The organism is Allobosea sp. RCC_152_1 (assembly GCF_041360765.1).
In the GTDB taxonomy this organism is placed as follows: Bacteria; Pseudomonadota; Alphaproteobacteria; order Rhizobiales; family Beijerinckiaceae; genus Allobosea; species Allobosea spartocytisi.
Genome location: NZ_JBFUPU010000001.1, coordinates 631,391 through 656,818 on the forward strand (window position 1 = coordinate 631,391; position 25,428 = coordinate 656,818).

Below are 25,428 nucleotides of genomic sequence, written 5' to 3' on the forward strand. Positions count from 1 at the left end.
AACCTTGGGATTCATATGACTTGTGTCGAGACGGCGATGAATAACGTCACCACCGATTCATATCCGACAGCGCGGCCCGGTCTCTGAGCTAGAACGCCTGAAACCTGACTCTGGCAGAGTCCGGTAAGGGCCAGTTCCGGCTATCCGGCTGTCGGCCTTCGTGGAGCGCCGGAAGCAGACATTTTAGCCTCTCGTGCCTGTGTATCGACATGAGAACGGTATGCTTCGGCGATTGCGATGTCATCGAAAGTCACGAACGATCCCCCCTGCGTTCGGATCGGGCTAACTCGGCCTTAGCTTCTTCGAAGAGTCAGTGATGAAGCTCGTCGTCTTCGACCTCACATTTAGCTCAGGCCTGACGGATGCCGGCCGGCGCGCCGTGTTCCGGCCGTTGGAAGCCAGCGACGCCGAGTGCCCGTTCTGATCGGCTGAAAAGCAAAGCGCCGCCCGGCTTGATGGCCGGGCGGCGCAAATCTGATTGCGGAACTTTTTCTAAAATCGAGGCAAGGTTATGCCTCTCTCTTCACAATCAATACACGGAGTAACTAGCTACAGCCGGTCGTGCTCCCGCACGTGTTGCACTTCAGGCAGGTGCCGTTGCGGACCAGGGTGAAGTTGCCGCATTCGCCGCACGAGTCGCCGACATAACCCTTCATGATCGCTTCGGCGCGCCGCTCGGAGGCCGTCGGCTGGGCTGCCGGAGCGGCGAAGCCGAGCTTGGCCATTTCCGCCTCGCCATAGGTTTCCGGCTCCTCCTTCAGAGCCGTGGCGCCGGCGGTGGCGAGGCCGGTCGTGGAGGCGACCGAGCGGGCGACCGCGTCGTTCGCGGCATGGCTTCCCTGGCTGCCGCCCTGGATGGCGAGCAGGTTCATCGGCTTGCCGCGGCGGAAGCCGGTCGAGGCGAGGGGGGTCGAGGTGATCGGAGTCGCATCCGGCGCCTTGTCCTGGCCGACGCCGCCGCCCATCACGTCATGGCCGATCTCGCTCGGGTCGACATGGGCGAGGTCGTTGCGGCCGAGATAGGAGATCGCGAGCTCGCGGAAGACGTAGTCGAGGATCGAGGTCGCGTTCTTGATCGACTGGTTGCCGGCAACGAAGCCCGAGGGCTCGAAGCGGGTGAAGGTGAAGGCCTCGACATACTCTTCCAGCGGCACGCCGTATTGCAGGCCGAGCGAGACCGCGATGGCGAAGTTGTTCATCATCGCCCGGAAGGCCGCGCCCTCCTTGTGCATGTCGATGAAGATCTCGCCGAGGCGCCCGTCCGAATACTCGCCGGTGTGGACATAGACCTTGTGGCCGCCGACCGTGGCCTTCTGGATGTAGCCGGTGCGGCGGTCGGGCAGCTTCTCGCGCTCGCGCTTGCGCTCGATGCGCTCGACGATGCGCTCGACGATCTTCTCCGAGATCTGGGTGGCGCGCGCCGCCATCGGCGCCGCGACCAGCGTCTCGACGGCGTCATCGGCCTCGTCGTCATCGTCCGAGATCAGCGCCGAGTTCAGCGGCTGCGAGAGCTTGGAGCCGTCGCGGTAGAGGGCGTTCGCCTTCAGCGCCAGCTTCCAAGAGAGCATATAGGCGCTCTTGCAGTCCTCGACCGTCGCCTCGTTCGGCATATTGATGGTCTTGGAGATCGCGCCCGAGATGAAGGGCTGGGCCGCCGCCATCATCCGGATATGGCTCTCGACCGAGAGATAGCGCTTGCCGATGCGCCCGCAGGGGTTGGCGCAATCGAAGACGTTGTAGTGCTCGGTCTTCAGGTGCGGAGCGCCTTCCAGGGTCATCGCGCCGCAGACATGGACATTGGCCGCCTCGATCTCGGCCTTGCTGAAGCCGAGGAAGGGCAGGAGCTCGAACGACATGTCGTTCAGCTTCTCGGCCGGGACCTTGAGCGTGCCGGTGAGGAAATCCTCGCCCAGCGTCCACTTGTTGAAGACGAACTTGATGTCGAAGGCGCTCTTCAAGCCCTTCTCGACCGCCTCGATCTTCTCGTCGGTGAAGCCCTTGGCGCGCAGCGTCGAGGGGTTGACGCCCGGCGCCTGCTTCATCGAGCCGTGGCCGACGGCATAGGCCTCGATCTCGGCGATATCCGCCTCGCGGTAGCCGAGCGCACGGAGTGCATCCGGAACGGCGCGGTTGATGATCTTGAAGTAGCCGCCGCCGGCGAGCTTCTTGAACTTCACCAAGGCGAAGTCGGGCTCGATGCCGGTGGTGTCGCAATCCATGACGAGGCCGATCGTGCCGGTCGGCGCGATGACGGTCGCCTGGGCGTTGCGATAGCCATAGCGCTTGCCCTGCTCGAGAGCCTCGTCCCAGACGATGCGGGAGCGCTCCGCCATGGTGACGGCCGAGCCGCCGAGGCGGGCAAGCGTCGCGTGGTCGAGCGGGACCGGGGTGACGCTCAGGCCCTCATAGCCGTCGGCGAGGCCGTGGGCCGCAGTGCGGTGGTTGCGGATGACGCGCAGCATGTGGCTGGCGTTCTTCTTATAGCCGGGGAAGGGGCCGAGCTCGCCGGCCATCTCGGCCGAGGTCGCATAGGCGACGCCGGTCATGATCGCGGTCAGCGCGCCAGCCAGAGCGCGGCCCTCGTCCGAGTCGTAGCCGAGGCCCATGGTCATCAGCAGGCCGCCGATATTGGCGTAGCCGAGGCCGAGCGTGCGGTACTCGTAGGAGAGCTCGGCGATCTCGCGGCTCGGAAACTGCGCCATCGTCACCGAGATCTCGAGCACGACGGTCCAGAGCCGGCAGAGATGCTCATAGGCCGCGACGTCGAAGCTCTTGGTTTCGGTGTCGTAGAACTGCAGCAGGTTGGCCGAGGCCAGGTTGCAGGCGGTGTCGTCGAGGAACATGTACTCCGAGCACGGATTGGACGCCCGGATCCGGCCGGAAGCCGGGCAGGTGTGCCAGTCGTTCATCGTCGAGTTGAAGTGCAGGCCGGGATCGGCCGAGGCCCAGGCGGCGTAGCCGATCTTCTCCCAGAGGTCGCGGGCCTTCAGCGTCTTGTGGACCTTGCCGGTGGTACGGGCGGTCAGGTTCCAGTCATTGTCGTTCTCGACGGCGCGCAGGAAGTCGTCGGTCAGCGAGACCGAGTTGTTCGAGTTCTGGCCGGAGACGGTGAGATAGGCGTCGGAATCCCAATCGGTGTCATAGGTGTCGAAGGAGATGTCCTTGTAGCCCTGCTTGGCGAACTGGATGACGCGCTTGATGTAGTTGTCCGGCACCAGCGCCTTGCGGGCGAGCTTGATCTCGCGCTTCAGGGCCGGGTTCTGCTCGGGATCGAAGCAGCTGTCGCCGTCGCCTTCGCAGTTCACGCAGGCCTTGAGCACGGCCTTCATATGCTTCTTGACGGTCTTGGAGCCGGTGACGAGGGCGGCGACCTTCTGCTCCTCCTTCACCTTCCAGTCGATATAGGCCTCGATATCGGGATGGTCGGCATCGACCACGACCATCTTGGCGGCGCGGCGGGTGGTGCCGCCCGACTTGATGGCGCCGGCGGCCCGGTCGCCGATCTTGAGGAAGGACATCAGGCCCGAGGACTTGCCGCCGCCAGCGAGCTTTTCGCCTTCGCCGCGCAGCATCGAGAAGTTCGAGCCGGTGCCGGAGCCATACTTGAACAGGCGGGCTTCACGGACCCAGAGATCCATGATGCCGCCCTCGTTGACGAGGTCGTCCTGCACGCCCTGGATGAAGCAGGCATGCGGCTGCGGATGCTCGTAGCTCGACTTCGACTTCACCAGCTTGCCGGTCTTGAAGTCGACGTAGAAATGGCCCTGGCTGGGGCCGTCGATGCCATAGGCCCAGTGCAGGCCGGTGTTGAACCATTGCGGCGAGTTCGGCGCGACGCGCTGGGTCGCGAGCATGAAGCGCAACTCGTCATGGAAAGCGGCGGCATCCTCTTCCGAGGTGAAGTAGCCGCCCTTCCAGCCCCAATAGGTCCAACAGCCGGCGAGGCGGTCGAAAACCTGCTTGGAGGAGATTTCGGAGCCGTAGCGCTCGCCCTCGGGCAATTCGGCAAGAGCCGCCTCGTCGGCAACCGAGCGCCAGAGGAAGGAGGGAACGTCGTTCTCCTCGAACTTCTTCAGGCGCGCGGGCACGCCGGCCTTGCGGAAATATTTCTGCGCGAGCACGTCGCTCGCCACTTGCGACCAGGTCTCGGGGACCTCGATGCCTTCCAGCCGGAAGACGACGGAGCCGTCCGGGTTCTTGATCTCGCTGACGGCCGATCGGAACGGGATCGCGGCATAGGGCGACTGTCCGGCGGTGGTATAGCGGCGCTCGATGCGCATGATCTTCGTCCCTTGATCTGCCGCGGGTGGATGCCCGCGCGGCCGGTTGATCACCGGCTCCTGATGTCGGCCAACTCGGTTTGATGCCCCGTGGGTCCTGGCGGTGTCGTCCCGCCTGTGGGCCCGGTCGCGGCCAGAGCCGTCCGCGCATATCCGTTCGCTTCCACGATCTCTCGCGGATGCGGCGGCAGGCCCGGACAACTCTGGGAAACTATGGTCTCGCCGTTTCCAGAGGCGTCGCCGCCAGCCGTCATGCGATAGTCAAAATCTAGTCCCGTCGCACCCCTCTCGTCAAGGAATAGTGCGGGTCGATCCTTGTGGACACGACATCTGGTATGAATGTGTGAGTTGTGGGGATAAGTTTCAAGGCGCTGGCTAAGCCTTGGAAATGGCGGGAAGAATCACCGCCGCGCGGCAAGATTGCCACAGCGCCGCATGAAGCGCAGTCCCTAAAATCCCCGCTATTCATGGTTGACGAGGCGTAAATGCGCGTTCGTCCGAGCGGTCTTGCAGATGCCGGTTGCGTGGACCGTCGCAAGTGCTTGAAGTCGGGGCATTTCGGCTGCCCGATTGTGGCGGTCGCCGAGCCGAATCGCGGCGAAAATCCGGCAAGGTGATTCCGGCGGGGGCTGACAGAATCAGGCGCCGGCTGGCGCTGATTGCACCACCGCTTTGTCCAGGCTGGGCTGCAAAGAACCGACCGATCCCGAACGCCGGCGCCGATTCTGCCATCGACGCCGTTTTCGAGCCCAGGCGCTAGACGCTGAAGCCGGGCCTGCGCGAGACGCCGATCGTGATCTTCGATGCTGTCACGCGGGGCGGCCACGTCGCTGCGGACTGGACAGGGGCGGGCGCTGCCGCCATAAGTCCGCGACAGACGCGCACGCATTTGCGAGCGCGCGAGTGCATGGACTGAGGACGATGAAGAACTGGCTGCTGCAGATCTTCACCTGGTGGAACGGCCAGACGATCGGCACGCGCTTCCACACCTGGCGCTTCGGCGAGAGGGTGGGCGAGGACGAATTCGGCAATGTCTATTACCGCACCAAGGGTGGGGTGAAGGACAAGGCGCTCGGCTTCCAGCGCCGCTGGGTGGTCTATAACGGCCCGATCGAGGCGTCGAACATCCCCGCCGGCTGGAATGGCTGGCTGCATCACACGGTCGATGTCGCTCCCTCCGAGGAGAGCTACCAGCCGCGCGAGTGGCAAGAGCCGCATCAGCAGAACTGGACCGGCACGGCGCTGGCCTATCGGCCCCAGGGCTCGACGCTGGCCGAGGGCGAGCGCCCGGCCGCGACCGGGGATTACGAGGCCTGGACGCCGGGTCGCTGAGGCGCTGAGGCTCCCGCTATCGGGCCGCTCCTGCCGGGGCGGCCTTTTTGATGGGCGCGCGCTTCCTTCCCGGCGCGCATGATGGTTCTTCTGCGCGGCGGCGTGGGGCGGCGGCGCGGTTTCCGATGCAACGCCCTTTTTCCGCTGCCTTCGCCGTGTTACTGCGCCTCGTCGCGCCATGTCCGCGATGCCGGAGAGATTCGCGCCAGCATGCCGTCCTTGTCCCGTTTCCCGATTCTGGCTGGTCTCGCCGCGAGCGCTCTGACGATGACGGTTGCCGCCGGCCCGGCGCTGGCCGACCGCATCAAGAACCCGACGGCGATTTTCGCCGGCCTCGACAAGATCACCGGCCGCATCATCTCCTTCGAGGTCTCGATCAACGAGACGGTGCAGTTCGGCGCCCTCCAGATCACGCCGCGCGTCTGCTGGACGCGCCCGCCGACCGAGGCGCCGCGCACCGATGCCTTCGTCGAGGTCGACGAAGTCACCTTCAACAACGAATACCGCCGCATCTTCTCCGGCTGGATGTTCGCCGACAGCCCCGGCCTGCACGGCGTCGAGCACGCGATCTACGACGTGTGGCTGACGGACTGCAAAGGCGGGACCGAGGTGATCGTCGATCCGAAGGAGCCCGAGCCGCCTCCGCCGACGGACGACCAGCGCAAGCCGCGCACGACCCCGCCGCGCGACGTCAACCAGCCGCCGCCGGGCGGCGGCCGCATCGATGTCGAGCCGCCGCGCGGCGTGCCCGTGCAGCCGCAGCGGCCGAGCCAGCGCTTCTTCCCGACCAATCCCGTCCCCGGCCGCGATCCCACCGGCGGCGGCTGAGCCGTGGAGCCCGCGCCTGCCGACAAGGGAGCGGGGCGCGAGAGCAGGCGCATCCGGCGCCTGCGCGGATATCTGGCCGAGCTGCGCAAGCGCCTCCCGGTCAGGCGGCGCCTCGCGGACGGTCTCGAGCACGCGCTGATGTCGACGGTCGCGGCGCTCGCGGCCTATCTGCCGACGCAGGCTCTGGGACTGCGAGAAGGCTTCTGGGCCGCGATCACTGCCATGGCTGTCGTCCAGACCGAATTCGGCGCGACCCGCACGACGGCCCGCGACCAGTTCGTCGGCGCGGCCATCGGTGGCGTGATCGGCGTCGCGGTGGTCCTGACGACCGGGCAGCACATCGTCAGCTATGCCATTGCGGCCGGGCTTTCGGTGCTGGCGGCCTGGCTGCTCAATGTCGCGACCGCGGCACGCCTCGCCGGCATCACCGCCACCATCATCCTGCTGGTTCCGCATCCCGGCACGACCGCGCAGGTGATGATGCTGTCGCGCGTCTTCGAGGTCGGCTGGGGCGTCAGCGTCGCCATCGTCATCGTCTGGCTGGCGGAGCGGCTCGATCCGCGCCGGCCGGACTGATCAGCCGCGCAGCACGGCCAGCGCGTCCGCTCCCTTGATCTGCGCCGCAGCCGGCCAGGCGAACCAGTTGCCGCGCTGCTGCAGGGCCTCTTCGAGCCTGAGCCGATAGGCATCGCGCGGAATCTCGATGGTGCCGAACTGGGCGAGGTGGCCGGTCTGGAACTGGGTGTCGAGCAAGCGGTAGCCGCCATGGCGCAGCCGCGCGACGAGATGGACGAGGGCCACCTTGGAGGCGTCGGTCTCGCGGTGGAACATGCTCTCGCCGAAGAAGGCGGCGCCGATCGACAGCCCGTAAAGCCCGCCGACGAGCCGGCCCTCGCGCCAGCATTCGACCGTGTGGGCATGGCCCAGCGCGAAGAGCGCGCCGAAGATCTCGCGGATGCGCCCGTTGATCCAGGTCTCCGGCCGGTCCGGCAATGCCTCGGCGCAGGCGGCGATCACCGCCGCGAAATCGCTGTCGACGCGGATCTCGAAGCGGTCGGAGCGCACGGTGCGCGCCAGCCGCGCGGAGAGGTGGAAGCCGTCGAGCGGGATGACGCCTCGCCATTCCGGCTCGACCCAGAACAGGCCCGGATCGTCGGCGGTCTCGGCCATCGGGAAGATGCCGGCCGCATAGGCGCGCAGCATGATGTCCGGCGTGATGGCGGGCGTGCGCACGGGGACGGAACGGGCTTTCATCCAGCGATGGGAGCGCGGGGCGCTCGGGGAGTCAAACGCGTTCGCGGCTCTGCTCGGTATGGAGCTGCCGGCGGGGGCACGTCATCCCGGACAAGCGGCGCAGCCGCGCCGATCCGGGATCCATGCCGGAGCGGTGCCGAAGACCGTTCGGGCATGGCTCCCGGGTCTCCCTTCAGTCGCCCGGGATGACATGCGCGAGAGATGGAAACATCAGACAGCACTTGCAGATGTTTCCATAGAAGGCTGATCTCTCAGCCTTCCGTCGGCTCCGCGCCCGGCGCTTCGTCACCGGTTTCCTCGTCGCCTTCGCTCTCGCCATCGTCGTTGATGCACTCGACCGAGACGACCTTCTCGTCCTTGGCGGTGTTGAACACCGTCACGCCCTGCGTCGAACGGCCGGCGATGCGGATGCGGTTGTCCGGGCCGGCATCGACCGGCACGCGGATGAGCTGGCCGCCATCGGTGACGAGCATGAGCTGGTCCGAGTCCACCGCCGGGAAGGAGGCGACGAGCTTGCCGTTGCGGTCGTTGACGACCATGGCGACGATGCCCTTGCCGCCGCGCCCGGTCACCCGGTACTCGAAGGAGGAGGTGCGCTTGCCGTAGCCCCTCTCCGAGATCGTCAGGATGAACTGCTCGGCCGCGCCCATGGCGGCGTATTTCTCCTGCCCGAGCTCGATATCGCCCGAGGCGCTCTCCTCGGCATCGGCCTCGGCCACCGGAACGGCCTCCGTCGCCTCGTCGGCCTCGCCGTTGAGAGCACGGCGGTTGGCTGCGGCGCGCTTGAGATAGGCGGCGCGCTCGTCCGGGGTGGCGTCGAGATGGCGCAGGATCGCCAGCGAGATGACCTCGTCGTCCTTGGCCAGGTTGATGCCGCGCACGCCGGTCGAGTCGCGACCCTTGAAGACGCGCACCTCCGGCACCGCGAAGCGGATGCACTGGCCGTTGGCCGTGGTCAGCAGCACGTCGTCATTCTCGGTGCAGATCTGCACGTCGACGATGTGGTCGCCCTCGTCGAGCTTCATCGCGATCTTGCCGGCGCGATTGACGTTGACGAAGTCCGAGAGCTTGTTGCGGCGCACCCCGCCCGAGGCGGTGGCGAACATCACGTCGAGCGTCTCCCAGCTCGCCTCGTCCTCCGGCAGCGGCATGATCGTGGTGATGCGCTCGCCGGCCTCGATCGGCAGCATGTTGACCAGCGCCTTGCCGCGGGCGTTCGGCGCCGAGAGCGGCAGCCGCCAGACCTTCTCCTTGTAGACCTGGCCTTCGGAGGAGAAGAACAGCACCGGCGTATGCGTGTTGGCCACGAACAGCCGCGCGACGAAATCCTCGTCCTTGGTCGCCATGCCGGAGCGGCCCTTGCCGCCGCGCCGCTGCGCCCGGTAGGTCGAGAGCGGCACGCGCTTGATGTAGCCGCCATGCGAGACGGTGACGACCATGTCCTCGCGGGCGATCAGGTCCTCATCGTCGAGGTCGGAGCCCCAATCCTCGATGGTGGTGCGCCGCGGCGTGGCGAAGGCGGCCCTCACCTCGGCGAGCTCGGTCTTGACGATCTCTTGGATGCGGGCGCGCGAGCGCAGGATGTCGAGATAATCCGCGATCTCCTTGGCGAGCTTTTCCAGCTCGTCGCCGATCTCGTCGCGGCCGAGGGCGGTCAGGCGGGCGAGGCGCAATTCGAGGATCGCCTTGGCCTGCGCGTCGGAAAGGCGATAGGTGCCATCCGGGTTCATCGGGTGGCGGGGATCGTCGACCAGCGCGATCAGCGGCGCGATGTCTTCGGCCGGCCAGTCGCGCGCCATCAGCGATTCATGCGCTGCGGCCGGGGTCGGCGCGGTGCGGATCAGGCGGATGACCTCGTCGATGTTCGCGACGGCGGTGGCGAGGCCGCAGAGCACATGGGCACGCTCGCGGGCCTTGTTGAGCAGGAAGCGCGTGCGCCGGGAGACGACCTCCTCGCGGAACTCGACGAAGGCCGAGATGAAGTCCTTGAGGTTGAGCACCTCGGGGCGGCCGCCATTCAGCGCCACCATATTGGCGCCGAAGGAGGTCTGCAGCGGGGTGAAGCGGTAGAGCTGGTTCAGCACGACGTCGGCGACGGCGTCGCGCTTGACCTCGATGACGACGCGCACGCCCTCGCGGCTCGACTCGTCGCGCAGGTCCGAGATGCCCTCGATGCGCTTCTCGCGCACGAGATCGGCGATCTTCTCGACCATCGTCGCCTTGTTCACCTGATAGGGAATCTCGGTGACGATGATCGCCTCGCGCTCCTTGCGCAGCTCCTCGATATGCGTCTTCGAGCGCATCACGATCGAGCCGCGACCGGTGTGGTAGGCGGAATGGATGCCGCTGCGGCCCATGATCGAGGCGCCGGTCGGGAAGTCCGGGCCGGGAACGATCTCGATCAGGTCGTCGATCGAGATCTCGGGATCGTTGATATAGGCGACGCAGGCGTCGATGACCTCGCCGAGGTTATGCGGCGGGATGTTGGTCGCCATGCCGACCGCGATGCCGCCGGCGCCGTTGACGAGCAGGTTGGGATAGCGCGCCGGCAGGACGGTCGGCTCATGTTCCTTGCCGTCATAGTTCGGCTGGAAGCTGACGGTGTCGAGGTCGAGGTCTTCCAGCAGCGGCATCGCCGCCTTGTCGAGGCGCGCCTCGGTGTAACGGTCGGCGGCGGGGCTGTCGCCGTCCATCGAGCCGAAATTGCCCTGGCCGTCGATCAGCGGCAGGCGCAGCGAGAAATCCTGCGCCATGCGCACCAGCGCGTCATAGACCGCGAGGTTGCCGTGCGGATGGTATTTACCCATCGTGTCGCCGACGATGCGGGCGCATTTGGTGTAGGGGCGGTCCGGCAGGTTCTTGTTCTCGTGCATCGAGAACAGGATGCGGCGATGAACGGGCTTCAGGCCGTCGCGGACATCGGGCAGAGCGCGGCTCACGATCACGCTCATGGCGTAATCGAGATAGCTCTTCTTCATCTCGTCGGTGATCGCGATCGGCTTGATGTCGCCGCCGAAACCCGGGGCGTCGTCGCGCTTGTCGTCGTTGTCGTCGCTCAAGAGGGAATATCCCGATTTCTATTCGTTTTCAGGCTTCTGGCTACCCGATTCCGCGCCTTGGCGCCAGCAAAAGCCGACGCTGTCCAAGCAAAAATTTCATGAATGATTTCATATTGTTATGGCTTGTTTTTCGGGCGTCCGGCGCGCCCTGCCACAATCCCGCCTTTGTTCACGGATGACGCGGGCCGAAACTCGTGGTCAAGTCGCCGCCATGTTCACCGAATTCGCCACCGCCGCGCTCGTCACCATGCTGGTGACGCTCGATCCGCCGGGTCTCGCCCCGATCTTCCTGTCGCTGACGCGCGGCATGTCGGCGGCGGAGCGGCGCCAGGTGGCGGTGCGCGCCTCGATTATCGCCTTCTGCATCATCGGCTTCTTCGGAGTGGCGGGGGACGTCGTGCTCAAGGCGCTCGGCGTGTCGTTGCCGGCCTTCCGCATCGCCGGCGGTTTGCTGCTGTTCTGGATCGCCTTCGAGATGGTGTTCGAGCGCCGCACCGAGCGCAAGCAGCAGACGGCCGATACGGCGATCACCAAGGACCACATCCGCAACGTCGCGGCCTTCCCGCTGGCGACCCCGCTGATGGCCGGGCCGGGCGCGCTCACCGCAACGATCCTGCTGGCGGGCCGGGCTCATGGCGACGCGGTGCTGCTGATTACCCTGGCGGTGATCTGCGGGCTGGTGATCCTGTGCTGCCTGGCGGTGTTCCTCGCGGCCAGTTCGATCTCGAAGCTGCTCGGCATCACCGGCAATGTCGTGCTGACGCGCCTGCTCGGCGTGATCCTGGCGGCGCTGGCCGTGCAGTTCGTGATCGACGGTGTGAAGGCGGCGATGGCGGGGTAGGGGCGGTTCGGCTTTCGGCACAAGGCAGATTATTCATAACATTTAGTTCTGGGTTAATCGACGACGCGACCGACAGCTTTCCCATTAGCCTAGGAAAATGATGTTTGAACCCCTACCGCCAGAAACAATAGCGCTACAGTTTTTGCTGGCCGATCTGCACGATGACCTGTCGGGCCGCGTTGCCAGATTGCGTCTGCTCCTCGCCTTCGAGGCCGACTTTGGGCAAGGGCGCGGCCTTCTGCTGCCGGGCGGAACGCCTGCTCAGTTTGCTTATACCGAGACTCGACAAGCCTTCATTCAAGGCAATTTTCTGTCGGTAATTCTTCTTAGCCAGTGTGTGCTCGAGAATGTATTGACGGCGGAAATAGGTCTGCTTTCACTGTCGAATGAGATCAAGGGTGTTTCGACCATCCGCCTAAAAGATCGTCCCTGGTTCCGAGATATCGTCGTTGCCGGGAGGTCAGCCGGCATCTTGGGAGAAGAAGATGAAAGAGACCTTCTTCGACTGGCAGAACTTCGAAACGCACTCACTCATTTTAGGACGGTCGACGATGCGAGCCACATTGATCAACGCGCTCTGAGCGAACGACGTGCGGCCATAGAAATATGTGAAGAGGACGCCCGCTTCGCCATTCTCCTCTTTGTTCGTATCTTGGCAAAGCCGCAGTTTCGATTCCGAATGGATCCGGTTCGATAGCACCCTAAGCAGAAAGCCCCCTCCTCGGTTCCTCAACTTATCCCCCGCCACCCGCCGCACGCCTATCCTCCCAGCCATCCCGCCCGACCAAGGGGGCTGTCGCGAGGCATCGTGCGGCCGGGCGGGATGCGGTGTTCGGATCTTGCGCCACGGATGGTGAGCCTTGGTCCGGAGGGGTTTCTCGCCGCCGGGCCGAATAGGCAGGCCCGGTTCAAGCCTTGGCGGGAGGCCTCATAGACAACCGCGCGCGGGGTTCGGGCGGGGCCGGTCGGCGCCGCATCGACTTCGACATTCGACATCGACATTCGGCACGCGGCTCAGGATCGCGCGCCGCCCGGACCCCGCGCATCCCCTCAGGAGCGCCAGACGGAAAACCCCGCAGGCCGAGCCTGGACGGGGCTTTCGGCGCGGGCGTTCTCCATGACCCGTTGCGAATCATATAAGTACGTGCTTATGTGATGGCATGATCGAGAACGAGATCTTCAAGGCGCTGGCCGACCCGACGCGGCGGGCGATCTTCGAGAAGCTGGCGGCGGGCGGCATGAACGCCAGCGCCTTGCGCGAGGGCATCGCCATCAGCCAGCCGGCGATGTCGCAGCATCTTTCGGTCCTGCGCAGTGCCGGGCTCGTTCGCGAGGAGCGGCAGGGCCGCTTCGTCAATTACGAGGTCGATCCCGAGGGTCTTGCGCTGATCGCGCAATGGCTGGCGAAGTACCGCGCCTACTGGCCGCAGCGCATCGAGGCTCTCAAGGGCTTGCTCAAGGAGATGGACCAATGAGCGCAGATGATCTGGAAGGGCCCTCCGGCGCTCTCGTCCTGGAATATCGGCTCGACGAGCCGCCGGAAAAGGTCTGGCGCGCGATCAGCATTCCGGCCCTCCGGGAAGCCTGGCTTCCGGGCGCGGCGCTGGCCGATCCGCAGCCGACCGTGCTCGCGCCGGGGGAGGCGATCTCCTATCGCATGCGCGAGGACGAGCCGCCCTTTCTGGAAAGCGTCGTCACGTTCCGGGTCGCCTTCGACGCAGCCGGCGGAACCCGCCTGCATGTGATTCACGAGCTTGCGGAGCGCGGCACCCGCCAGATCCCGCGGGCGGCCAACGGCAACGCGCCGCCGATGCTGCGCGCAGCCTGACGCCCGCCACTCTCCGATCCAACGTCGAGCCTTTGGAGTTCGCCGATGCGCGAAGCGATGCAACTCGTCCCTATGGTCGTCGAGCAGTCGAGCCGCGGGGAGCGCTCTTTCGACATCTATTCCCGGCTGCTGCGCGAGCGGATCGTCTTCGTCAACGGCGAGGTCAACGATGCCATGAGCGCGCTGGTCTGCGCGCAGCTCCTGTTCCTGGAGGCGGAGAACCCGAAGCGGCCGATCCATCTCTACATCAACTCGCCGGGCGGCGTCGTGACCAGCGGCTTCGCGATGTACGACACGATGCGCTACATCCGCGCGCCCGTGCATACGCTGTGCATGGGCACGGCCCGCTCGATGGGCTCCTTCCTGCTGATGGCCGGCGAGCCCGGCGAGCGCGCCGCCTTGCCCAATGCCAGCCTGCATGTCCACCAGCCGCTCGGCGGCTTCCAGGGGCAGGCCTCGGATTTCCTCATCCATGCCGAGGAGATCCAGCAGACCAAGCGCCGCCTCACGCGCCTCTATGCCGAGCATTGCGGGCGCAGCTACGAGGAGGTGGAGCGCACGCTCGACCGCGACCGCTTCATGACCGCGGAGGAGGGGCTGGAATGGGGGCTGATCGACCGGATCGTCCACCGGATGGATGAGCGACCGGACGCGACCATGCAACCATAACCGGCCGAGAAAAAACCTTGCAGATCGAAGGGGCAATTGCAGCGCCTCTCTCGCGGGCGCTGGGCTATCGTCCCGGCGCGCGACCGAAGCGCACCGCCTGGAGCGAGGGACAAGCCGTGACGATCGATCTCGACCATCTGGTGCAGGAGATGACCGCCTGGCGGCGCGACCTGCACGCTCACCCGGAATTCGGTTTCGAGGAGCAGCGTACCGGCGCCTTCGTCGCCGCCAAACTGCGCGAGTTCGGCCTCGACGAGGTCGTTGCCGGCGTCGGCGGCACAGGGGTCGTCGGAACCCTGAAGCGCGGCAGCGGCAACCGGGCGATCGCGCTCCGGGCCGATATGGACGCGCTTCGCATCCCCGAGCAGGGCGAGGCACCGTATCGCTCGCGCAATCCCGGCGTCATGCATGCCTGCGGCCATGACGGCCATACCGCGATGCTGCTTGGGGCCGCGAAGCTGCTGGCGGCGGAAGGCGGCTTCGACGGCACGGTGCGCTTCATCTTCCAGCCGGCCGAGGAATGGGGGCGGGGGGCGCTCGCCATGCTCGATGACGGCGTGATGGAGCGCTTTCCCTTCACCGAGATCTACGGGCTGCACAATGCGCCGGGCCTGGGCGTCGGCCGCTTCCAGACCCGCCCCGGCGCGATCATGTCGGCGGAGGATAATTTCGAGATCGTCCTGCGCGGGGTCGGCGGCCACGCGGCGCGTCCCCATGTCGGCAATGAGACGCTCGTCGCCGCCTGCGCCCTCGTCACGAGCCTGCAGACCATCGTTTCGCGACGCCTGAGCCCGACGGATATCGCCGTCGTCTCGGTGACGGAGCTGATCACCGACGGAACGCGCAACGCCTTGCCGGGGGAAGCGCGCATCCTCGGCGATGCCCGCAGCTTCAGCCCCGCCGTCAGCGCCGATATCGAGGCGCAGATGCGCGTGATCGCGGACGGGATTTCGCGGGCCTACAATGTCGAGCACGCGGTGACCTATACGCGCGAATTCGTGCCGCTCCTGAACGATCCGGCGCTGACGGAGGAAGCCCTCGGCGTGGCGAGGAGCCTGCTCGGCACGGAGAATGCCTCGGTCGTGTCCGAGCCCTTCACGGGATCGGAGGATTTCGCCCGCTTTCTCGATCATGTGCCGGGCTGCTTCGTCTTCCTCGGCAATGGCGACAGCGCGCCGCTTCACAATCCGCATTACGATTTCGACGATGCGGGACTGCTCCATGGCGCGCGCTTCCACGCCGGGATCGTGCGCAAGCGGTTGCCGGCCGCCTGAGCCCGGAGGCGAGTGGTCATTCCGGACAAGCCGCCTTGGCGGCGCCGATCCGGAATCCATCACAGGGCTTGAGCGCTCTCCGATGGATTCCGGGTCAAGCCCGGAATGACGTGTTTCGCGTCAAGCGAACCTACTTCTCCAGGAAGGCCCGGATCGCGCCCTCCGCCTGCTTCATCGAGATGACGCCGTCGAGATGGCCGCGAACGCCGTCGATGGTGACATGGGTGATGTCGCGCCCGGCATCCTTCGCGGCCTTCAGCGTGCGCTCCACCGCATCCGGCGTGAAGACGAGGTCCTTCGGCTGGGTGATGTAGAGCATCGGCGCCCTGATCTTGGCCATGCCGTCGGCCAGCGAAGTGCCGCCGGTGGTGAAGAGCTGGTTCGCCTTGACCAGATAGAGGAAGTGGTTGGCGTCGGAGAGCTTGGCGCGGGCCATGCCGGCATTGTCGAGCACGCTCTGGACCTGGAACTTGTCGGCGAGCGTCTTGCCCGGATTCTCGCCTTCCTTGGCCGGGCGGCGGCCGAAGGTGGCGTTGGCCCAGTCCTGATGGTTGGCATGGAGCGTCACCGCCGTCAGCGCCTTGGCGAGCCCGGCGAGCGGCGGGGCCTTGCCGTAATAATCGCCATTGTTCCAGTTGGCGTCGGCCAGGATCGGCGCCGCCCAGACGTCGAGCCAGCCGATCAGCATCGCGTCGGCCTCGGCCGCGCCGATCACCGGCATCGCCTTGGCGACCATCTCGGGATGGCTCGCCGCCCATTCGAAGGTCTGGAGCGAACCCATCGAGGGGCCGGCGACGAGGGCGAGCTTCTTGATGCCGAGGCTTTCGACCAGCGCCTTCTGGACCTCGACGAAGTCGCGGACGCCGACGATCGGGAAATTCAGGCCGTAAGGCTTGCCGGTATCCGGATCGATCGAGGCCGGGCCGGTGGTCGTCGTCTTCGGGTCGCCGGTGTTGAGGTTGACCAGCGTGTCGGAGGCGATGACGAAATACGTGTTGGTGTCGATCGCCTTGCCGGGGCCGATGATCGCGTCCCAATAGCCCGGCGCGGCGTCCGCGGCGTCGTATTTGCCGGCGGCGTGCGAGTTGCCGGAGAAGAAGTGGCAGATCAGCACGGCGTTGGATTTGTCGGCATTGAGCGTGCCGTAGCTCTCCCAGCCGACGCGGACCTGCTTCAGCGTGCGTCCCGATTGGGTCGTGAAGCTCGGCAGCTCGAAGACCTTCTTCTCGACGATCGTCTCCTGCGCCCCGGCCATTCCCGTCACCATCATCGCTGCGAGCGCAAGCGCGCCCGTGATCCCTATCCGCATGTCGTTCCCTCCACCTCCCGCGGCCTTCGTGAGGCCACGCGGCATCAGACCGGATTTTCGCGGGAGGGGAAAGCGAGAGCCTTTTCGGGCGAAGCGGATACCGGTTCGCGTGAAGACGATGCGACGCGAGGCGGAATGGCGCGAGGTCCCGAAACGATCAGCGCCCGAGCAAGGCCGGAACCGCCGCGGTGCCGGTGCTGCCGGTCGGGCTGAGGAAGGCCTCGCTCTCCAGATCGAGATCGGGGGCGTCGACGGGGCCGGTGAGGAGGAGCGGCAGCCTGAGCGAGCCGTTGAGCGAGGCGAGCGTGGCGCGCATGTCGAGCAGGCGCGAGCGCAGCGAGGCATTGCCGGAGAGATTGAGCCGATAATTCGATCCGCTCACTTGCGCATCGGTCAGCACGAGCAGCCCGTTGGCGATGCCGGCATTGGCGGCCAGCGCGTCGAAAGGCGTCTTGCCCTGGCGCCAGTCGCGCAGGAGAAGCGACGGGTTTCGCTCCGCCCGGCGCAGGAGCTCGGAGAGGGCGACGCCGCCGATCTCGCCCTGCTTCAGGTTGATGCCGGCGCGCCCGGTCATCGCGCCGAGCAACTCGTCGAAGGTCCGGCCTGCGCCGTCCAGAGCGAGCTGGAAGCCGCCGGTGCCGGTGAGCCGCGCCAGCCGGGGCACATCCGCCGCGGCGCGGCCGAAATCGACCTTGTCGACCCCCGCCTGGACCTTCACATCCACGCCGGTCGGTGCGCTCACCGCGAGGAGGCGGCCCTTGACCGTGCCGCCATAGGCCGAGGCGCGCAGGAGGCCGGTCTCGAAGCGGCCCTTCTTGACCAGGACATAGGTCGCGACATCGGCGAGGCGGGCGCCGTTCAGCCGGGCGGCATCGACCGAGATCCGCAGGTCGATATCGCGCCCCGTCCAGCCGTCGAGATTGAACGGGCTGGTGTCGCGGGCATCGATCGCAGGCAGCGGCAGCCGGTCGATCAGGCGCCCCAGGTCGAGGCTGGCGCCGGCCAGCGTGCCCGACAGCGCGAAGCGGCCGTCGACATCCGTCAGCTTCACGACGCCGTCGAGGCGGTCGCCGTCGAGGCTTGCCACGGCATTGTTGAAGGAGGCTTCCCGCGGTTTCAATTGAAGGTCGGCATTGAGCGTCAGGGCGCCGAGCGCGGCCGACAGCCGCGACTTCTCGCCGAACCAGTCGAGCAGCCCGGGAACGGAAGGCGTGGAGAGGGCGAGCATGCCCGTCACGACCGGCTCGCCGGGGCCGGAGCGCGTGCCCTCGAAGCGCAGCTTCAGCAGGGGCGAGGCGGCGGAGAGGGCGGCCTTGGCGCTGCCGCCGACGACCGGCCAGAGAAGGCTGACATCGGTCGGCACCCCCCGCCATTTGAACGAGCCGGCGAGGCTGAAGGGCTCGTTCTGCTCGCGCTCGTCGATGACCAGGTTGACGTCGCGCACGATGCTCTGGATCGCGGTGCCGCTGCGCAGGAACACGGAGCCGGAGCGGATGACGATGCGGCCCTGGCTCCGCAGCTTCTCCAGCTCGGCCAAAGGCGGGGCCAGCCAGTCGGTCAGCCCGTCGCTCTCGGCCGCCACGGCGACGTCGATCTGCGGCGCGAGGAGATCGACGCGGTCGAAGCTGAGCCGGCCCGTGAGCAGCGGCAGCAGGCGCAGATAGCCCCTGACCCGGAGGGCCTCGCCGGCGACGGTGCCGTCACGCTGTGAGAAGACCACTTTGGACAGGCTGATGCGCGGCAGCGGCAGGAAGGCGATCTCGGCACGCTCGAGCGACCTGACGACGAAGCCGGTTCGCTCCTCGATCGCCACGATGGCGCGCCGCTCGACCCGGCCGAGCGCGAGGTTCCAGGACTGCACTCCGAGCAGGCCGATCGCGACAACGAGGCTGAAGGCGAGAAACGCGGCGCGTTTGGTCATGGACTTCCGAATCGGTACGGGCCGAAAGTCAGCCAGCCCCCTGGCGGCACAGGGTTTAGGCCGATCGATGCCGCTTGTCGAGCCGGCAGAGCCGGCTATCCCCTTTGGTTTGCACCGGTTCTCGCCAGAATCATGGCGGGATAGAGGCCGGCGAGGATGATGAGCAAAGCCGCGAGCGCGCCTTCCTCGAAGACGCCGCGGGAGGCGTGCCCATAGACGACCGTCGCCAGCGTGTCGAGGTTGAGCGGCCGCAGCAGCAGCGTCGCGGGGAGTTCCTTGAGCCCGTCGACGAAGACGAGCAGGGCGGCCGCGGCAATGGCGGGGCGGGCGAGGGGCCAGTGCAGGCGCTGCAGGATTTCCGCACCGCCGGCACCGAGTCCGCGCGCCGCATCGTCGATGCGCGGCGAGACGCGGGCGAGCCCGCTCTCCACGCCGGAGATGCCGATGGCGAGGAAGCGCACGACATAGGCGATGACGAGCGCCGCGCCCGAGCCGATCAGGATCAGCCCGGGATTCAGCCCGAGAAACTGCCGCGACGCGTTGGCGATGGCATTGTCGAAGCCGGCGAGCGGCACCAGCAGGCCGAGCGCCAGCACCGTGCCCGGCACCGCATAGCCCAGGGCGGCAAGGCGCGCGAGCGGCTTCAGCCAGGCTTCGCGGCCACGCCGCCCGGCCGTGACGATCCCGATCCCGAGCCCGACGACCAGCAGCGCCGCGGTGCCCGCAAGCAGCAGCGCGTTGCCGAGCAGGCGCAGGAGGCCGGTGTCGAGCTGGCTCGACAGGTCACGCTGCAGCACCTCGACCAGCAGATATCCGATCGGCAGCGCCGCGCCGAACAGCACCGGCAGCGCGCAGGCCAGCACGGCCAATAGGGCGTCGCGGCCATGCAGCCGCTTGCGGGCAAGCGCGCGCGGCTGGCGCGCGGAGAGGGCGAAGCGACGCTGGCCGCGCAGCTTCGCCTCGACGGCGATCAGGGCGAAGACGACGAGCAGCATGACGCAGGCGATCTGGGCGGCGCCCGCCAGCGAGCCGCGATTGAGCCAGGTCGTGTAGATCGAGAGCGTCAGCGAGCGGACGCCGAGATATTCGGTCGCGCCGATGTCGTTCAGCGTCTCGAGCAGGACGAGGGTGAGCCCGGCCGCCAGCGCCGGCCGCGCAAGCGGCAGGCCGATGCGCCAGAACAGCCTCGCCCGGCCGGCGCCGAGCGTGCGGGCGGCCTCGACGATGGAGGCGCCCTGGATGCCGAAGAGCGCGCGGGTGCTCAGATAGACATAAGGGTAGAGCACGAGCGCCATGATGACGACCGCGCCGGCCAGGTTGCGCGGGTCCGGAAACCAGTAGTCGCGCAGCGAGCGCCAGCCCGTCAGGGCGCGCAGCGCGGCTTGCAGCGGGCCGTTGAAGCCGAGGAATTCGACGTAGATATAGGCGGTGATGTAGGTCGGCAGCGCCAGCGGCAAGGCGAGCAGCCATTCGAGCGAGCGCCGGCCGGGGAACTCGTACTGGGTCACCAGCCAGGCGGTGCCCGTGCCGATCACGGCGCACAGGATCCCGACGCCGGCGAGCAGCAGCGCGGTCTGGCCGAGCGCGGCCGGCAGCACATTGGCGGCAAGATGCGGCCAGATCTCCGCCGCCTCGCGCGAGGACAGGGCGGTCGCGACCAGCGCCGCCAGCGGCATCAGCACGAGCGCCGCGCCGAGAAGCGAGACGAAGGCAAAACGCGTCGACGGCCGCCAAGCGAATGGCGGCCGCCGCGAAAGCGCGAGCGTCGTGCCCGGGCTCAACTGTCGAAACCGACCTTGTCGACGAGATCGGCCGCGGATTTGCGCTGCTTGGCGACCTCCGAGAGCGGCAGCTTGTCCGGCGTGACCGGGCCGAGCAGCTTCACGGCGGCGCTGTCGGTGACGGCGGCGTTGACCGGGAACTCGAAATTGCCGTTGGCATAGAGGGCCTGGGCCTTCTCGCCGAGCATGTAGTCGACGAGCTTCACGGCGTTGTCCTTGTTCGGCGCGTTCTTCGCCAGAGCGACGGCCGAGACGTTCACATGCGTGCCGCCATTGGCGAAGGTGGTCTTGAGCGGCTTGATCGCGTCGAACCAGCCCTTCTGCTCGTTCTTCGCCTGGCTCATCAGGCCGATATAGTAGGTGTTGATGATGGCGACGTCGCAGAGGCCGGACTGGATGTCGCGGGCGACGTCGCGGTCGCCGCCGCCGGGCTTGCGGGCCGCGTTGGCGCGCAGGGCCTTCAGATAGCCCTCGGCCTTGTCCGGGCCGTTATGGGCGACATAGGCGGCGAAGAAGGCGTTGTTGTAGGGGTGCTGGCCGGCGCGGATGCAGAACTTGCCCTTCCACTTCGGATCCGCCAGCTCCTCATAGGTGATGGCGTCCTGCGCCACGCGCTCCTTCGAGGCGACGACGATGCGCGCGCGCTTGGTCAGCGTGACCCAGTTGTCGTCGGGGCGAAGCTGCGCCGGCACGACCTTCTCGATGGTCGTCGATTTGAGCGGCTGGGTGATGCCGGCATCGACGGCGGCGTTGATCTCGCCGACATCGACGAGGAGCATCAGATCGGCCGGGCTGTTGGCGCCCTCGGCGCGGATGCGCTCCTGCAAGCCGTCCTTCAGGAAGACCGCGTTGACCTTGATGCCGGTATCGGCGGTGAAGGCTTCCAGCACCGGGTTGAGGAGGGCGGGCTCGCGCGTCGTGTAGAGATTGACGCTCTGGGCGAAGGCCGGCGCCCCGAGCAGGCAGGACGACAGGGCCAGCAGGCCAAGATGCTTCTTTCCGATCATTCTTGTGTTCCCTCGGTTGGGCAAGTCGCTGCGTTGGGCGAGGGATAAAGGCCCCGCGACGTCTCCGTCAACAGGATAGTCTTTTAAAATCAATGTCTTATACGGTTTCTAGAGTGGTTCTTATTTTGACTGGTTCTAAGAAGGCGAGCATCGCACGGAAAAGCTTCGCGAATTTCCGGCGCTGCTAGTCGTACGGCTTTCGTCGAACGAGCCGCGCTGCCGTTATCGTGAAATTGGAATCATCCGCACCGCGCCGCGCGTGTCGGAATCGAGCGATCCGCGCAGGACGGCGTCGCTCATCACCGTATCGCCCTCGAGGCTGGCTTCGCGAACCCGCATCTGCCGGCGCAGGCTGCGCGCCTCCGCCTCCATCCGCGAGATGCCGACCTGCTCGTCGATCTGGCGGCGCTGGGCCTTGGTGAGTTCGGAGGCCGAGCGGAAATCGCGGAAATCGCGGCGGCTATAGGGCCAGCTCGATCCGCCCGTGAAGGTCGAGACCTTGCCGTCCAGCACGACACTGTCGCCGGGCCGCAAGGTGATATCGCGCAGCAGCGAGACGCGCTGCTCGCCAGCCTGCACGATCGCGGGGCGGCAGGCGGGGTTGGCGGATGTCTCGTGCCTGTAGGCGGTCGGCAGGGCGCCGTAGCGCTGGCCATCGGCCGCGACGGCATTGTCGATGGAGGCGGCCCCGGCAGCGACGGTGAAGACCTTGACCGGCAGGCCGGGGTTCATCGCCTCGCAGAGCGCCTGATGCGCCTTCAGGTCGGACGAGGCGCGCAGATGGCCGATCGGCGCGTGGAAGCCGTCGCAAAGCCGGACGCAGATCGTCTGGGCGGTCCTCGCCGTGGCCGACAGCGTGTCGGTCCGGGTGATTTTGGGGGCGGGTTTGTTCGGCCGCTGCGCGACCTTGCGGGCATTGCGGCGAAACGGATTGAGGTCGAGCACGGGCTGCGCGAGCCGTCCATCCGCGCCACTCCGGAACAGGGGCAGGCGCCAGCCATTGCCGGTCGGCGCATAGGCGTTCGCCTGCGGCGAGGCATCGGCCTGGCGCTGGGCCTTGCGGGCGGCTTCCTCGATGAAGAAAGAGCGGATGCCGGCATCGTCCTCGGCCTGGACCAGGGACGCCGTCAGGATCGCGCCGCCGGCGCCGAGCGCGAGGCCGGCGGCGGTCATCGCGATGAGACGCCGGCTCCGCGACGGCTTGCGCGCGGGCAGGGGGGCGGCGGGATGCGACTGGCGGAATGCCGCGACAACAGCTTGCCCGCCGCAGGCGGAAGCCTGCTCGAACCCATCACGGACACGCAACATGCGCCACTCCAAACCACGCTTGTTTCACCGTCCGCCGCGCGATTTGTGTAGTTTACCTTTTGTTAAGACTCAACGTCGCCGTCTGAAGAATTCATGGTAAATCGCGGGAATGCTTAACGGATCGGCCGCGACAGCACGGCCGGGCGCCGCCTCTCAGAGCACCGCCACCAGCACGCCGGCCCACATGCACAGCAGCGCGATGGCGCCCACGCCATAGACCGCGCCGCGCAGCGGCAGCTGGTTCGGGCCGATATGGATGAGGGTGTGGACGACGCGGGAGGCGACGAACAGCCAGGCCAGCGCCGCCATGACATAGCTCGTCGCCGCGACCTGAATCGCCAGCATGATCAGCGCGAAGAAGACGACCGGCAGCTCGAACTGGTTCGAGAAGTTTGCCGAGGCGAGGCGGGCCGGGACGGGGTAGCGCTCGGTCGAAACCGAGACCTCGTCGGGCCGGACCTCGCCCGAGGTGAAGGCGTTCTTGCGGCGAATGCACAGGATGACGCCGACCACGAAGATCCAGAAGATCATCGCGAGCGCCGGGTAGACCAGCTTCAGGGCCATGTGTTGCTCTCCGCCTTCGTCACAGTCCGGCTCGTCCGGGCGAGCCAGACTGCACGAAGGCGCGAAAGGCTCAAGAGCGGGTCGGGTAGTTCGGGCTCTCGCGCACGATCGTCACGTCGTGGACATGGCTCTCGCGCAGGCCGGCGCTGGTGATGCGGATGAAGCGCGCCTTGGCCTGGTAATCCGCCAGATCCTTGCCGCCGACATAGCCCATCGCGGCGCGCAGGCCCCCGGCGAGCTGATGCAGAACGCCCGAGACCGGGCCCTTATAGGCGACCTGGCCCTCGATGCCCTCGGGCACCAGCTTCAGCGAATCCTTGATGTCCTGCTGGAAGTAGCGATCCGCCGAGCCGCGCGCCATGGCGCCGACCGAGCCCATGCCGCGATAGGATTTGTAGGAGCGGCCCTGGTAGAGGAAGGTGTCGCCCGGCGTCTCGTCGGTGCCGGCGAGCAGCGAGCCGACCATGGCGCAGGAGGCGCCGGCCGCGAGCGCCTTGGCGAGGTCGCCCGAATATTTGATGCCGCCATCGGCGATGATCGGAACGCCGGCCTTCACCCCTGCCGAGGCCGCGTCCATGATCGCGGTGAGCTGGGGCACGCCGACACCCGCAACGATGCGGGTGGTGCAGATCGAGCCCGGCCCGATGCCGACCTTGATCGCGTCGGCGCCGGCGTCGATCAGCGCCTGGGCGCCGCCGGCGGTGGCGACGTTGCCGGCGATGACCTGCACGGCGTTGGAGAGCTTCTTCACGCGGCTGACCGCGTCGAGCACCTTGGCCGAATGGCCGTGGGCGGTGTCGACGACGATGAGGTCGACGCCGGCGTCGATCAGCATCTCCGAGCGCTCGAAGCCCTGCTCGCCGGTCGTGGTCGCGGCGGCGACGAGCAGGCGGCCCTGCGAATCCTTCGCGGCGTGGGGATGGGCGACCTGCTTCTCCATGTCCTTGACGGTGATCAGGCCGATGCAGCGAAAGTGATCGTCGACGACGAGCAGCTTCTCGATGCGGAACTGGTGGAGCAGGCGGCGCGCCTCTTCCTGGTTCACGCCCTCGCGGACGGTGATGAGCCGCTCCTTGGTCATCAGCTCGGAAACCGGCTGGTCCGGGTTGGCGGCGAAGCGGACGTCGCGGTTGGTCAGGATGCCGACGAGCTTGCCCTTGTGGCCTTGCGGCCCGCGCTCGACGACCGGGATGCCGGAGATGCCGTTCTGCTTCATCAGCGCCAGCGCATCGGCCAGCGTCTCGTCGGGGTGGATCGTGATCGGGTTCGCGATCATGCCCGATTCGAACTTCTTGACGAGGCGGACCTGCGCGGCCTGCTGGTCGGCCTCGAGATTGCGATGGATGACGCCCAGCCCGCCGGCCTGCGCCATGGCGATCGCCATGCGGGCCTCGGTGACCGTGTCCATCGCCGAGGCGATGATCGGCAGGTTCAGCGAGATCGAGCGGGTGAGCTGCGTGCGGATGTCGACATCGGCCGGCATGACCTCCGACGGACCCGGCTCCAGGAGCACGTCGTCGAAGGTGAGGCCGTCACGAATCAGACCGTCGAGGGAAAGCGTCATCGTCAACTCCGACGCCGGCCGAGCCGGCTTTTCTAAGGGGCCGGGCAGATGCGCCCATGGCCGAGTTGACGAGGCCCGTTAGCACGCGTCCGGCTGGTCCGCTAGAGCGCGTGCCAATTTATTTTGCAGTGCAGAAGCGGCACCGGCGCATGGCCGTGCCGCTTTGTCGTTTGCCGGGGCCGGATTCAGCGTGCCGGCCGGCGGAAATCGGACGCCACCGGCGCCTCGGGCGAGACCCAGAAACAACCGGCCGCGAAGACCGTGGTGCCCGTTGCATTGGCGAGTTGCTGGCAGTCCCTCTGCCTCACGCAGTTGTTATACCGGATCATCTCGCCATAGCCCTGCGGCGCAGCCTTGTCCTGGCAGCCGCCGCGCCAGTCCGAGGGGGCTGCGGAAGCGGGCGCGGGCACCGCCATGCCATAGGCCAGGCCTGCCAGCGCGCCGAGAGCCGCAAGGCGCAGGCTCGAGCGGTTACGACGGAGAACGGGGGAAATTCTTGAAATATCGAACATGTCAGCCTCCAAGGTCAGCGACGCGCGCCCCTCGCGACGGTTCGGCTTAGCCGAACGAATCTTGAGGTGGGGCGGTGCCGGGTCTTGTTGCAGGGCG

At 66.9% G+C, this 25,428-nt stretch carries 20 protein-coding genes; 9 read left to right on the plus strand and 11 right to left on the minus strand.

The features are described from left to right. Positions 1-545: 545 nt before the first annotated feature. Positions 546-4,280, minus strand: coding sequence for a vitamin B12-dependent ribonucleotide reductase (locus AB6806_RS02955; RefSeq protein WP_370954077.1), 3,735 nt, complete (start codon positions 4,278-4,280; stop codon positions 546-548). A gap of 921 nt (positions 4,281-5,201) precedes the next feature. Here AB6806_RS02955 and AB6806_RS02960 point away from each other — a divergent pair. The 3 genes from AB6806_RS02960 to AB6806_RS02970 all read left to right on the plus strand — a co-directional run bounded on the left by AB6806_RS02960 (position 5,202) and on the right by AB6806_RS02970 (position 7,016). Then, the gene (locus AB6806_RS02960) at positions 5,202-5,612 is read left to right on the plus strand and encodes an NADH:ubiquinone oxidoreductase subunit NDUFA12 (protein ID WP_112761776.1); all 411 of its coding nucleotides are present in this window, start codon (positions 5,202-5,204) and stop codon (positions 5,610-5,612) included. 210 nt (positions 5,613-5,822) lie between these two features. Then, complete coding sequence (locus AB6806_RS02965; protein WP_051988532.1) at positions 5,823-6,440, plus strand: DUF2155 domain-containing protein; 618 nt, start codon at positions 5,823-5,825, stop codon at positions 6,438-6,440. Between the two features lie 3 nt (positions 6,441-6,443). Further along, the gene (locus AB6806_RS02970; protein WP_038368508.1) at positions 6,444-7,016 is read left to right on the plus strand and encodes an FUSC family protein; all 573 of its coding nucleotides are present in this window, start codon (positions 6,444-6,446) and stop codon (positions 7,014-7,016) included. On the opposite strand, the gene aat is transcribed toward AB6806_RS02970, so the two are convergent. Then, positions 7,017-7,694 carry a leucyl/phenylalanyl-tRNA--protein transferase gene (gene aat / locus AB6806_RS02975; RefSeq protein WP_113255034.1) on the minus strand — a complete coding sequence of 226 codons (678 nt, stop codon included), beginning with the start codon at positions 7,692-7,694 and terminating at the stop codon, positions 7,017-7,019. 251 nt (positions 7,695-7,945) lie between these two features. After that, entirely contained in the window at positions 7,946-10,753 is a 2,808-nt protein-coding gene (gyrA, locus tag AB6806_RS02980) for a DNA gyrase subunit A (protein WP_038368504.1), read from the minus strand. A 211-nt stretch (positions 10,754-10,964) separates the two neighbouring features. Here gyrA and AB6806_RS02985 point away from each other — a divergent pair, with 211 nt between their 5' ends. The 6 genes from AB6806_RS02985 (at position 10,965) to AB6806_RS03010 (ending at position 15,365) form a co-directional block, all read left to right on the plus strand. Then, the gene (locus AB6806_RS02985; RefSeq protein ID WP_370954078.1) at positions 10,965-11,594 is read left to right on the plus strand and encodes a MarC family protein; all 630 of its coding nucleotides are present in this window, start codon (positions 10,965-10,967) and stop codon (positions 11,592-11,594) included. A 97-nt stretch (positions 11,595-11,691) separates the two neighbouring features. Further along, the gene (locus AB6806_RS02990; RefSeq protein ID WP_370954079.1) at positions 11,692-12,291 is read left to right on the plus strand and encodes a hypothetical protein; all 600 of its coding nucleotides are present in this window, start codon (positions 11,692-11,694) and stop codon (positions 12,289-12,291) included. Positions 12,292-12,754: 463 nt separating this feature from the next. After that, positions 12,755-13,069 carry an ArsR/SmtB family transcription factor gene (locus tag AB6806_RS02995; protein WP_370954080.1) on the plus strand — a complete coding sequence of 105 codons (315 nt, stop codon included), beginning with the start codon at positions 12,755-12,757 and terminating at the stop codon, positions 13,067-13,069. Continuing rightward, a complete protein-coding gene (locus AB6806_RS03000; RefSeq protein WP_370954081.1) occupies positions 13,066-13,422 on the plus strand; it encodes an SRPBCC family protein in 357 nt (118 codons plus the stop codon). The genes AB6806_RS02995 and AB6806_RS03000 overlap by 4 nt, the downstream gene beginning before the upstream one ends. A gap of 45 nt (positions 13,423-13,467) precedes the next feature. Next, the gene (locus AB6806_RS03005) at positions 13,468-14,091 is read left to right on the plus strand and encodes an ATP-dependent Clp protease proteolytic subunit (protein WP_112761779.1); all 624 of its coding nucleotides are present in this window, start codon (positions 13,468-13,470) and stop codon (positions 14,089-14,091) included. Between the two features lie 116 nt (positions 14,092-14,207). Beyond that, positions 14,208-15,365, plus strand: a complete 1,158-nt coding sequence (locus AB6806_RS03010; RefSeq protein WP_370954305.1) for an amidohydrolase — start codon at positions 14,208-14,210, stop codon at positions 15,363-15,365. A gap of 130 nt (positions 15,366-15,495) precedes the next feature. On the opposite strand, the gene AB6806_RS03015 is transcribed toward AB6806_RS03010, so the two are convergent. The 8 genes from AB6806_RS03015 to AB6806_RS03050 form a co-directional block, all read right to left on the minus strand. Then, positions 15,496-16,674 carry an E22 family MetX-like putative esterase gene (locus AB6806_RS03015; protein ID WP_370954082.1) on the minus strand — a complete coding sequence of 393 codons (1,179 nt, stop codon included), beginning with the start codon at positions 16,672-16,674 and terminating at the stop codon, positions 15,496-15,498. A 157-nt stretch (positions 16,675-16,831) separates the two neighbouring features. Continuing rightward, the gene (locus AB6806_RS03020; RefSeq protein ID WP_370954083.1) at positions 16,832-18,595 is read right to left on the minus strand and encodes an AsmA family protein; all 1,764 of its coding nucleotides are present in this window, start codon (positions 18,593-18,595) and stop codon (positions 16,832-16,834) included. 95 nt (positions 18,596-18,690) lie between these two features. After that, entirely contained in the window at positions 18,691-20,376 is a 1,686-nt protein-coding gene (locus AB6806_RS03025) for an ABC transporter permease (RefSeq protein ID WP_370954084.1), read from the minus strand. Further along, positions 20,373-21,383 carry an extracellular solute-binding protein gene (locus AB6806_RS03030; protein ID WP_038368487.1) on the minus strand — a complete coding sequence of 337 codons (1,011 nt, stop codon included), beginning with the start codon at positions 21,381-21,383 and terminating at the stop codon, positions 20,373-20,375. Before AB6806_RS03030 ends, AB6806_RS03025 begins: the two co-directional genes overlap by 4 nt. A gap of 222 nt (positions 21,384-21,605) precedes the next feature. Continuing rightward, positions 21,606-22,691 carry a DUF2865 domain-containing protein gene (locus AB6806_RS03035; RefSeq protein WP_142020583.1) on the minus strand — a complete coding sequence of 362 codons (1,086 nt, stop codon included), beginning with the start codon at positions 22,689-22,691 and terminating at the stop codon, positions 21,606-21,608. A 153-nt stretch (positions 22,692-22,844) separates the two neighbouring features. Continuing rightward, a complete protein-coding gene (locus tag AB6806_RS03040; RefSeq protein ID WP_142020584.1) occupies positions 22,845-23,255 on the minus strand; it encodes an MAPEG family protein in 411 nt (136 codons plus the stop codon). 70 nt (positions 23,256-23,325) lie between these two features. Then, a complete protein-coding gene (gene guaB / locus AB6806_RS03045) occupies positions 23,326-24,819 on the minus strand; it encodes an IMP dehydrogenase (RefSeq protein ID WP_113255041.1) in 1,494 nt (497 codons plus the stop codon). Positions 24,820-25,004: 185 nt separating this feature from the next. Further along, positions 25,005-25,331 (minus strand): hypothetical protein, encoded by a 327-nt coding sequence (locus tag AB6806_RS03050; protein ID WP_038368481.1) that lies wholly within the window; start codon positions 25,329-25,331, stop codon positions 25,005-25,007. Positions 25,332-25,428 lie beyond the last annotated feature (97 nt).

What these genes read in the sequence shown, in the direction of transcription:
- AB6806_RS02955 (WP_370954077.1), bottom strand. Translation starts at nt 4,280, where the DNA reads ATGCGCATCGAGCGCCGCTATACCACCGCCGGACAGTCGCCCTATGCC.
- AB6806_RS02960 (WP_112761776.1), top strand. Translation starts at nt 5,202, where the DNA reads ATGAAGAACTGGCTGCTGCAGATCTTCACCTGGTGGAACGGCCAGACG.
- AB6806_RS02965 (WP_051988532.1), top strand. Translation starts at nt 5,823, where the DNA reads ATGCCGTCCTTGTCCCGTTTCCCGATTCTGGCTGGTCTCGCCGCGAGC.
- aat (WP_113255034.1), bottom strand. Translation starts at nt 7,694, where the DNA reads ATGAAAGCCCGTTCCGTCCCCGTGCGCACGCCCGCCATCACGCCGGAC.
- AB6806_RS02985 (WP_370954078.1), top strand. Translation starts at nt 10,965, where the DNA reads ATGTTCACCGAATTCGCCACCGCCGCGCTCGTCACCATGCTGGTGACG.
- AB6806_RS02990 (WP_370954079.1), top strand. Translation starts at nt 11,692, where the DNA reads ATGATGTTTGAACCCCTACCGCCAGAAACAATAGCGCTACAGTTTTTG.
- AB6806_RS02995 (WP_370954080.1), top strand. Translation starts at nt 12,755, where the DNA reads ATGATCGAGAACGAGATCTTCAAGGCGCTGGCCGACCCGACGCGGCGG.
- AB6806_RS03000 (WP_370954081.1), top strand. Translation starts at nt 13,066, where the DNA reads ATGAGCGCAGATGATCTGGAAGGGCCCTCCGGCGCTCTCGTCCTGGAA.
- AB6806_RS03005 (WP_112761779.1), top strand. Translation starts at nt 13,468, where the DNA reads ATGCGCGAAGCGATGCAACTCGTCCCTATGGTCGTCGAGCAGTCGAGC.
- AB6806_RS03015 (WP_370954082.1), bottom strand. Translation starts at nt 16,674, where the DNA reads ATGCGGATAGGGATCACGGGCGCGCTTGCGCTCGCAGCGATGATGGTG.
- AB6806_RS03020 (WP_370954083.1), bottom strand. Translation starts at nt 18,595, where the DNA reads ATGACCAAACGCGCCGCGTTTCTCGCCTTCAGCCTCGTTGTCGCGATC.
- AB6806_RS03030 (WP_038368487.1), bottom strand. Translation starts at nt 21,383, where the DNA reads ATGATCGGAAAGAAGCATCTTGGCCTGCTGGCCCTGTCGTCCTGCCTG.
- AB6806_RS03035 (WP_142020583.1), bottom strand. Translation starts at nt 22,691, where the DNA reads ATGTTGCGTGTCCGTGATGGGTTCGAGCAGGCTTCCGCCTGCGGCGGG.
- AB6806_RS03040 (WP_142020584.1), bottom strand. Translation starts at nt 23,255, where the DNA reads ATGGCCCTGAAGCTGGTCTACCCGGCGCTCGCGATGATCTTCTGGATC.
- guaB (WP_113255041.1), bottom strand. Translation starts at nt 24,819, where the DNA reads ATGACGCTTTCCCTCGACGGTCTGATTCGTGACGGCCTCACCTTCGAC.
- AB6806_RS03050 (WP_038368481.1), bottom strand. Translation starts at nt 25,331, where the DNA reads ATGTTCGATATTTCAAGAATTTCCCCCGTTCTCCGTCGTAACCGCTCG.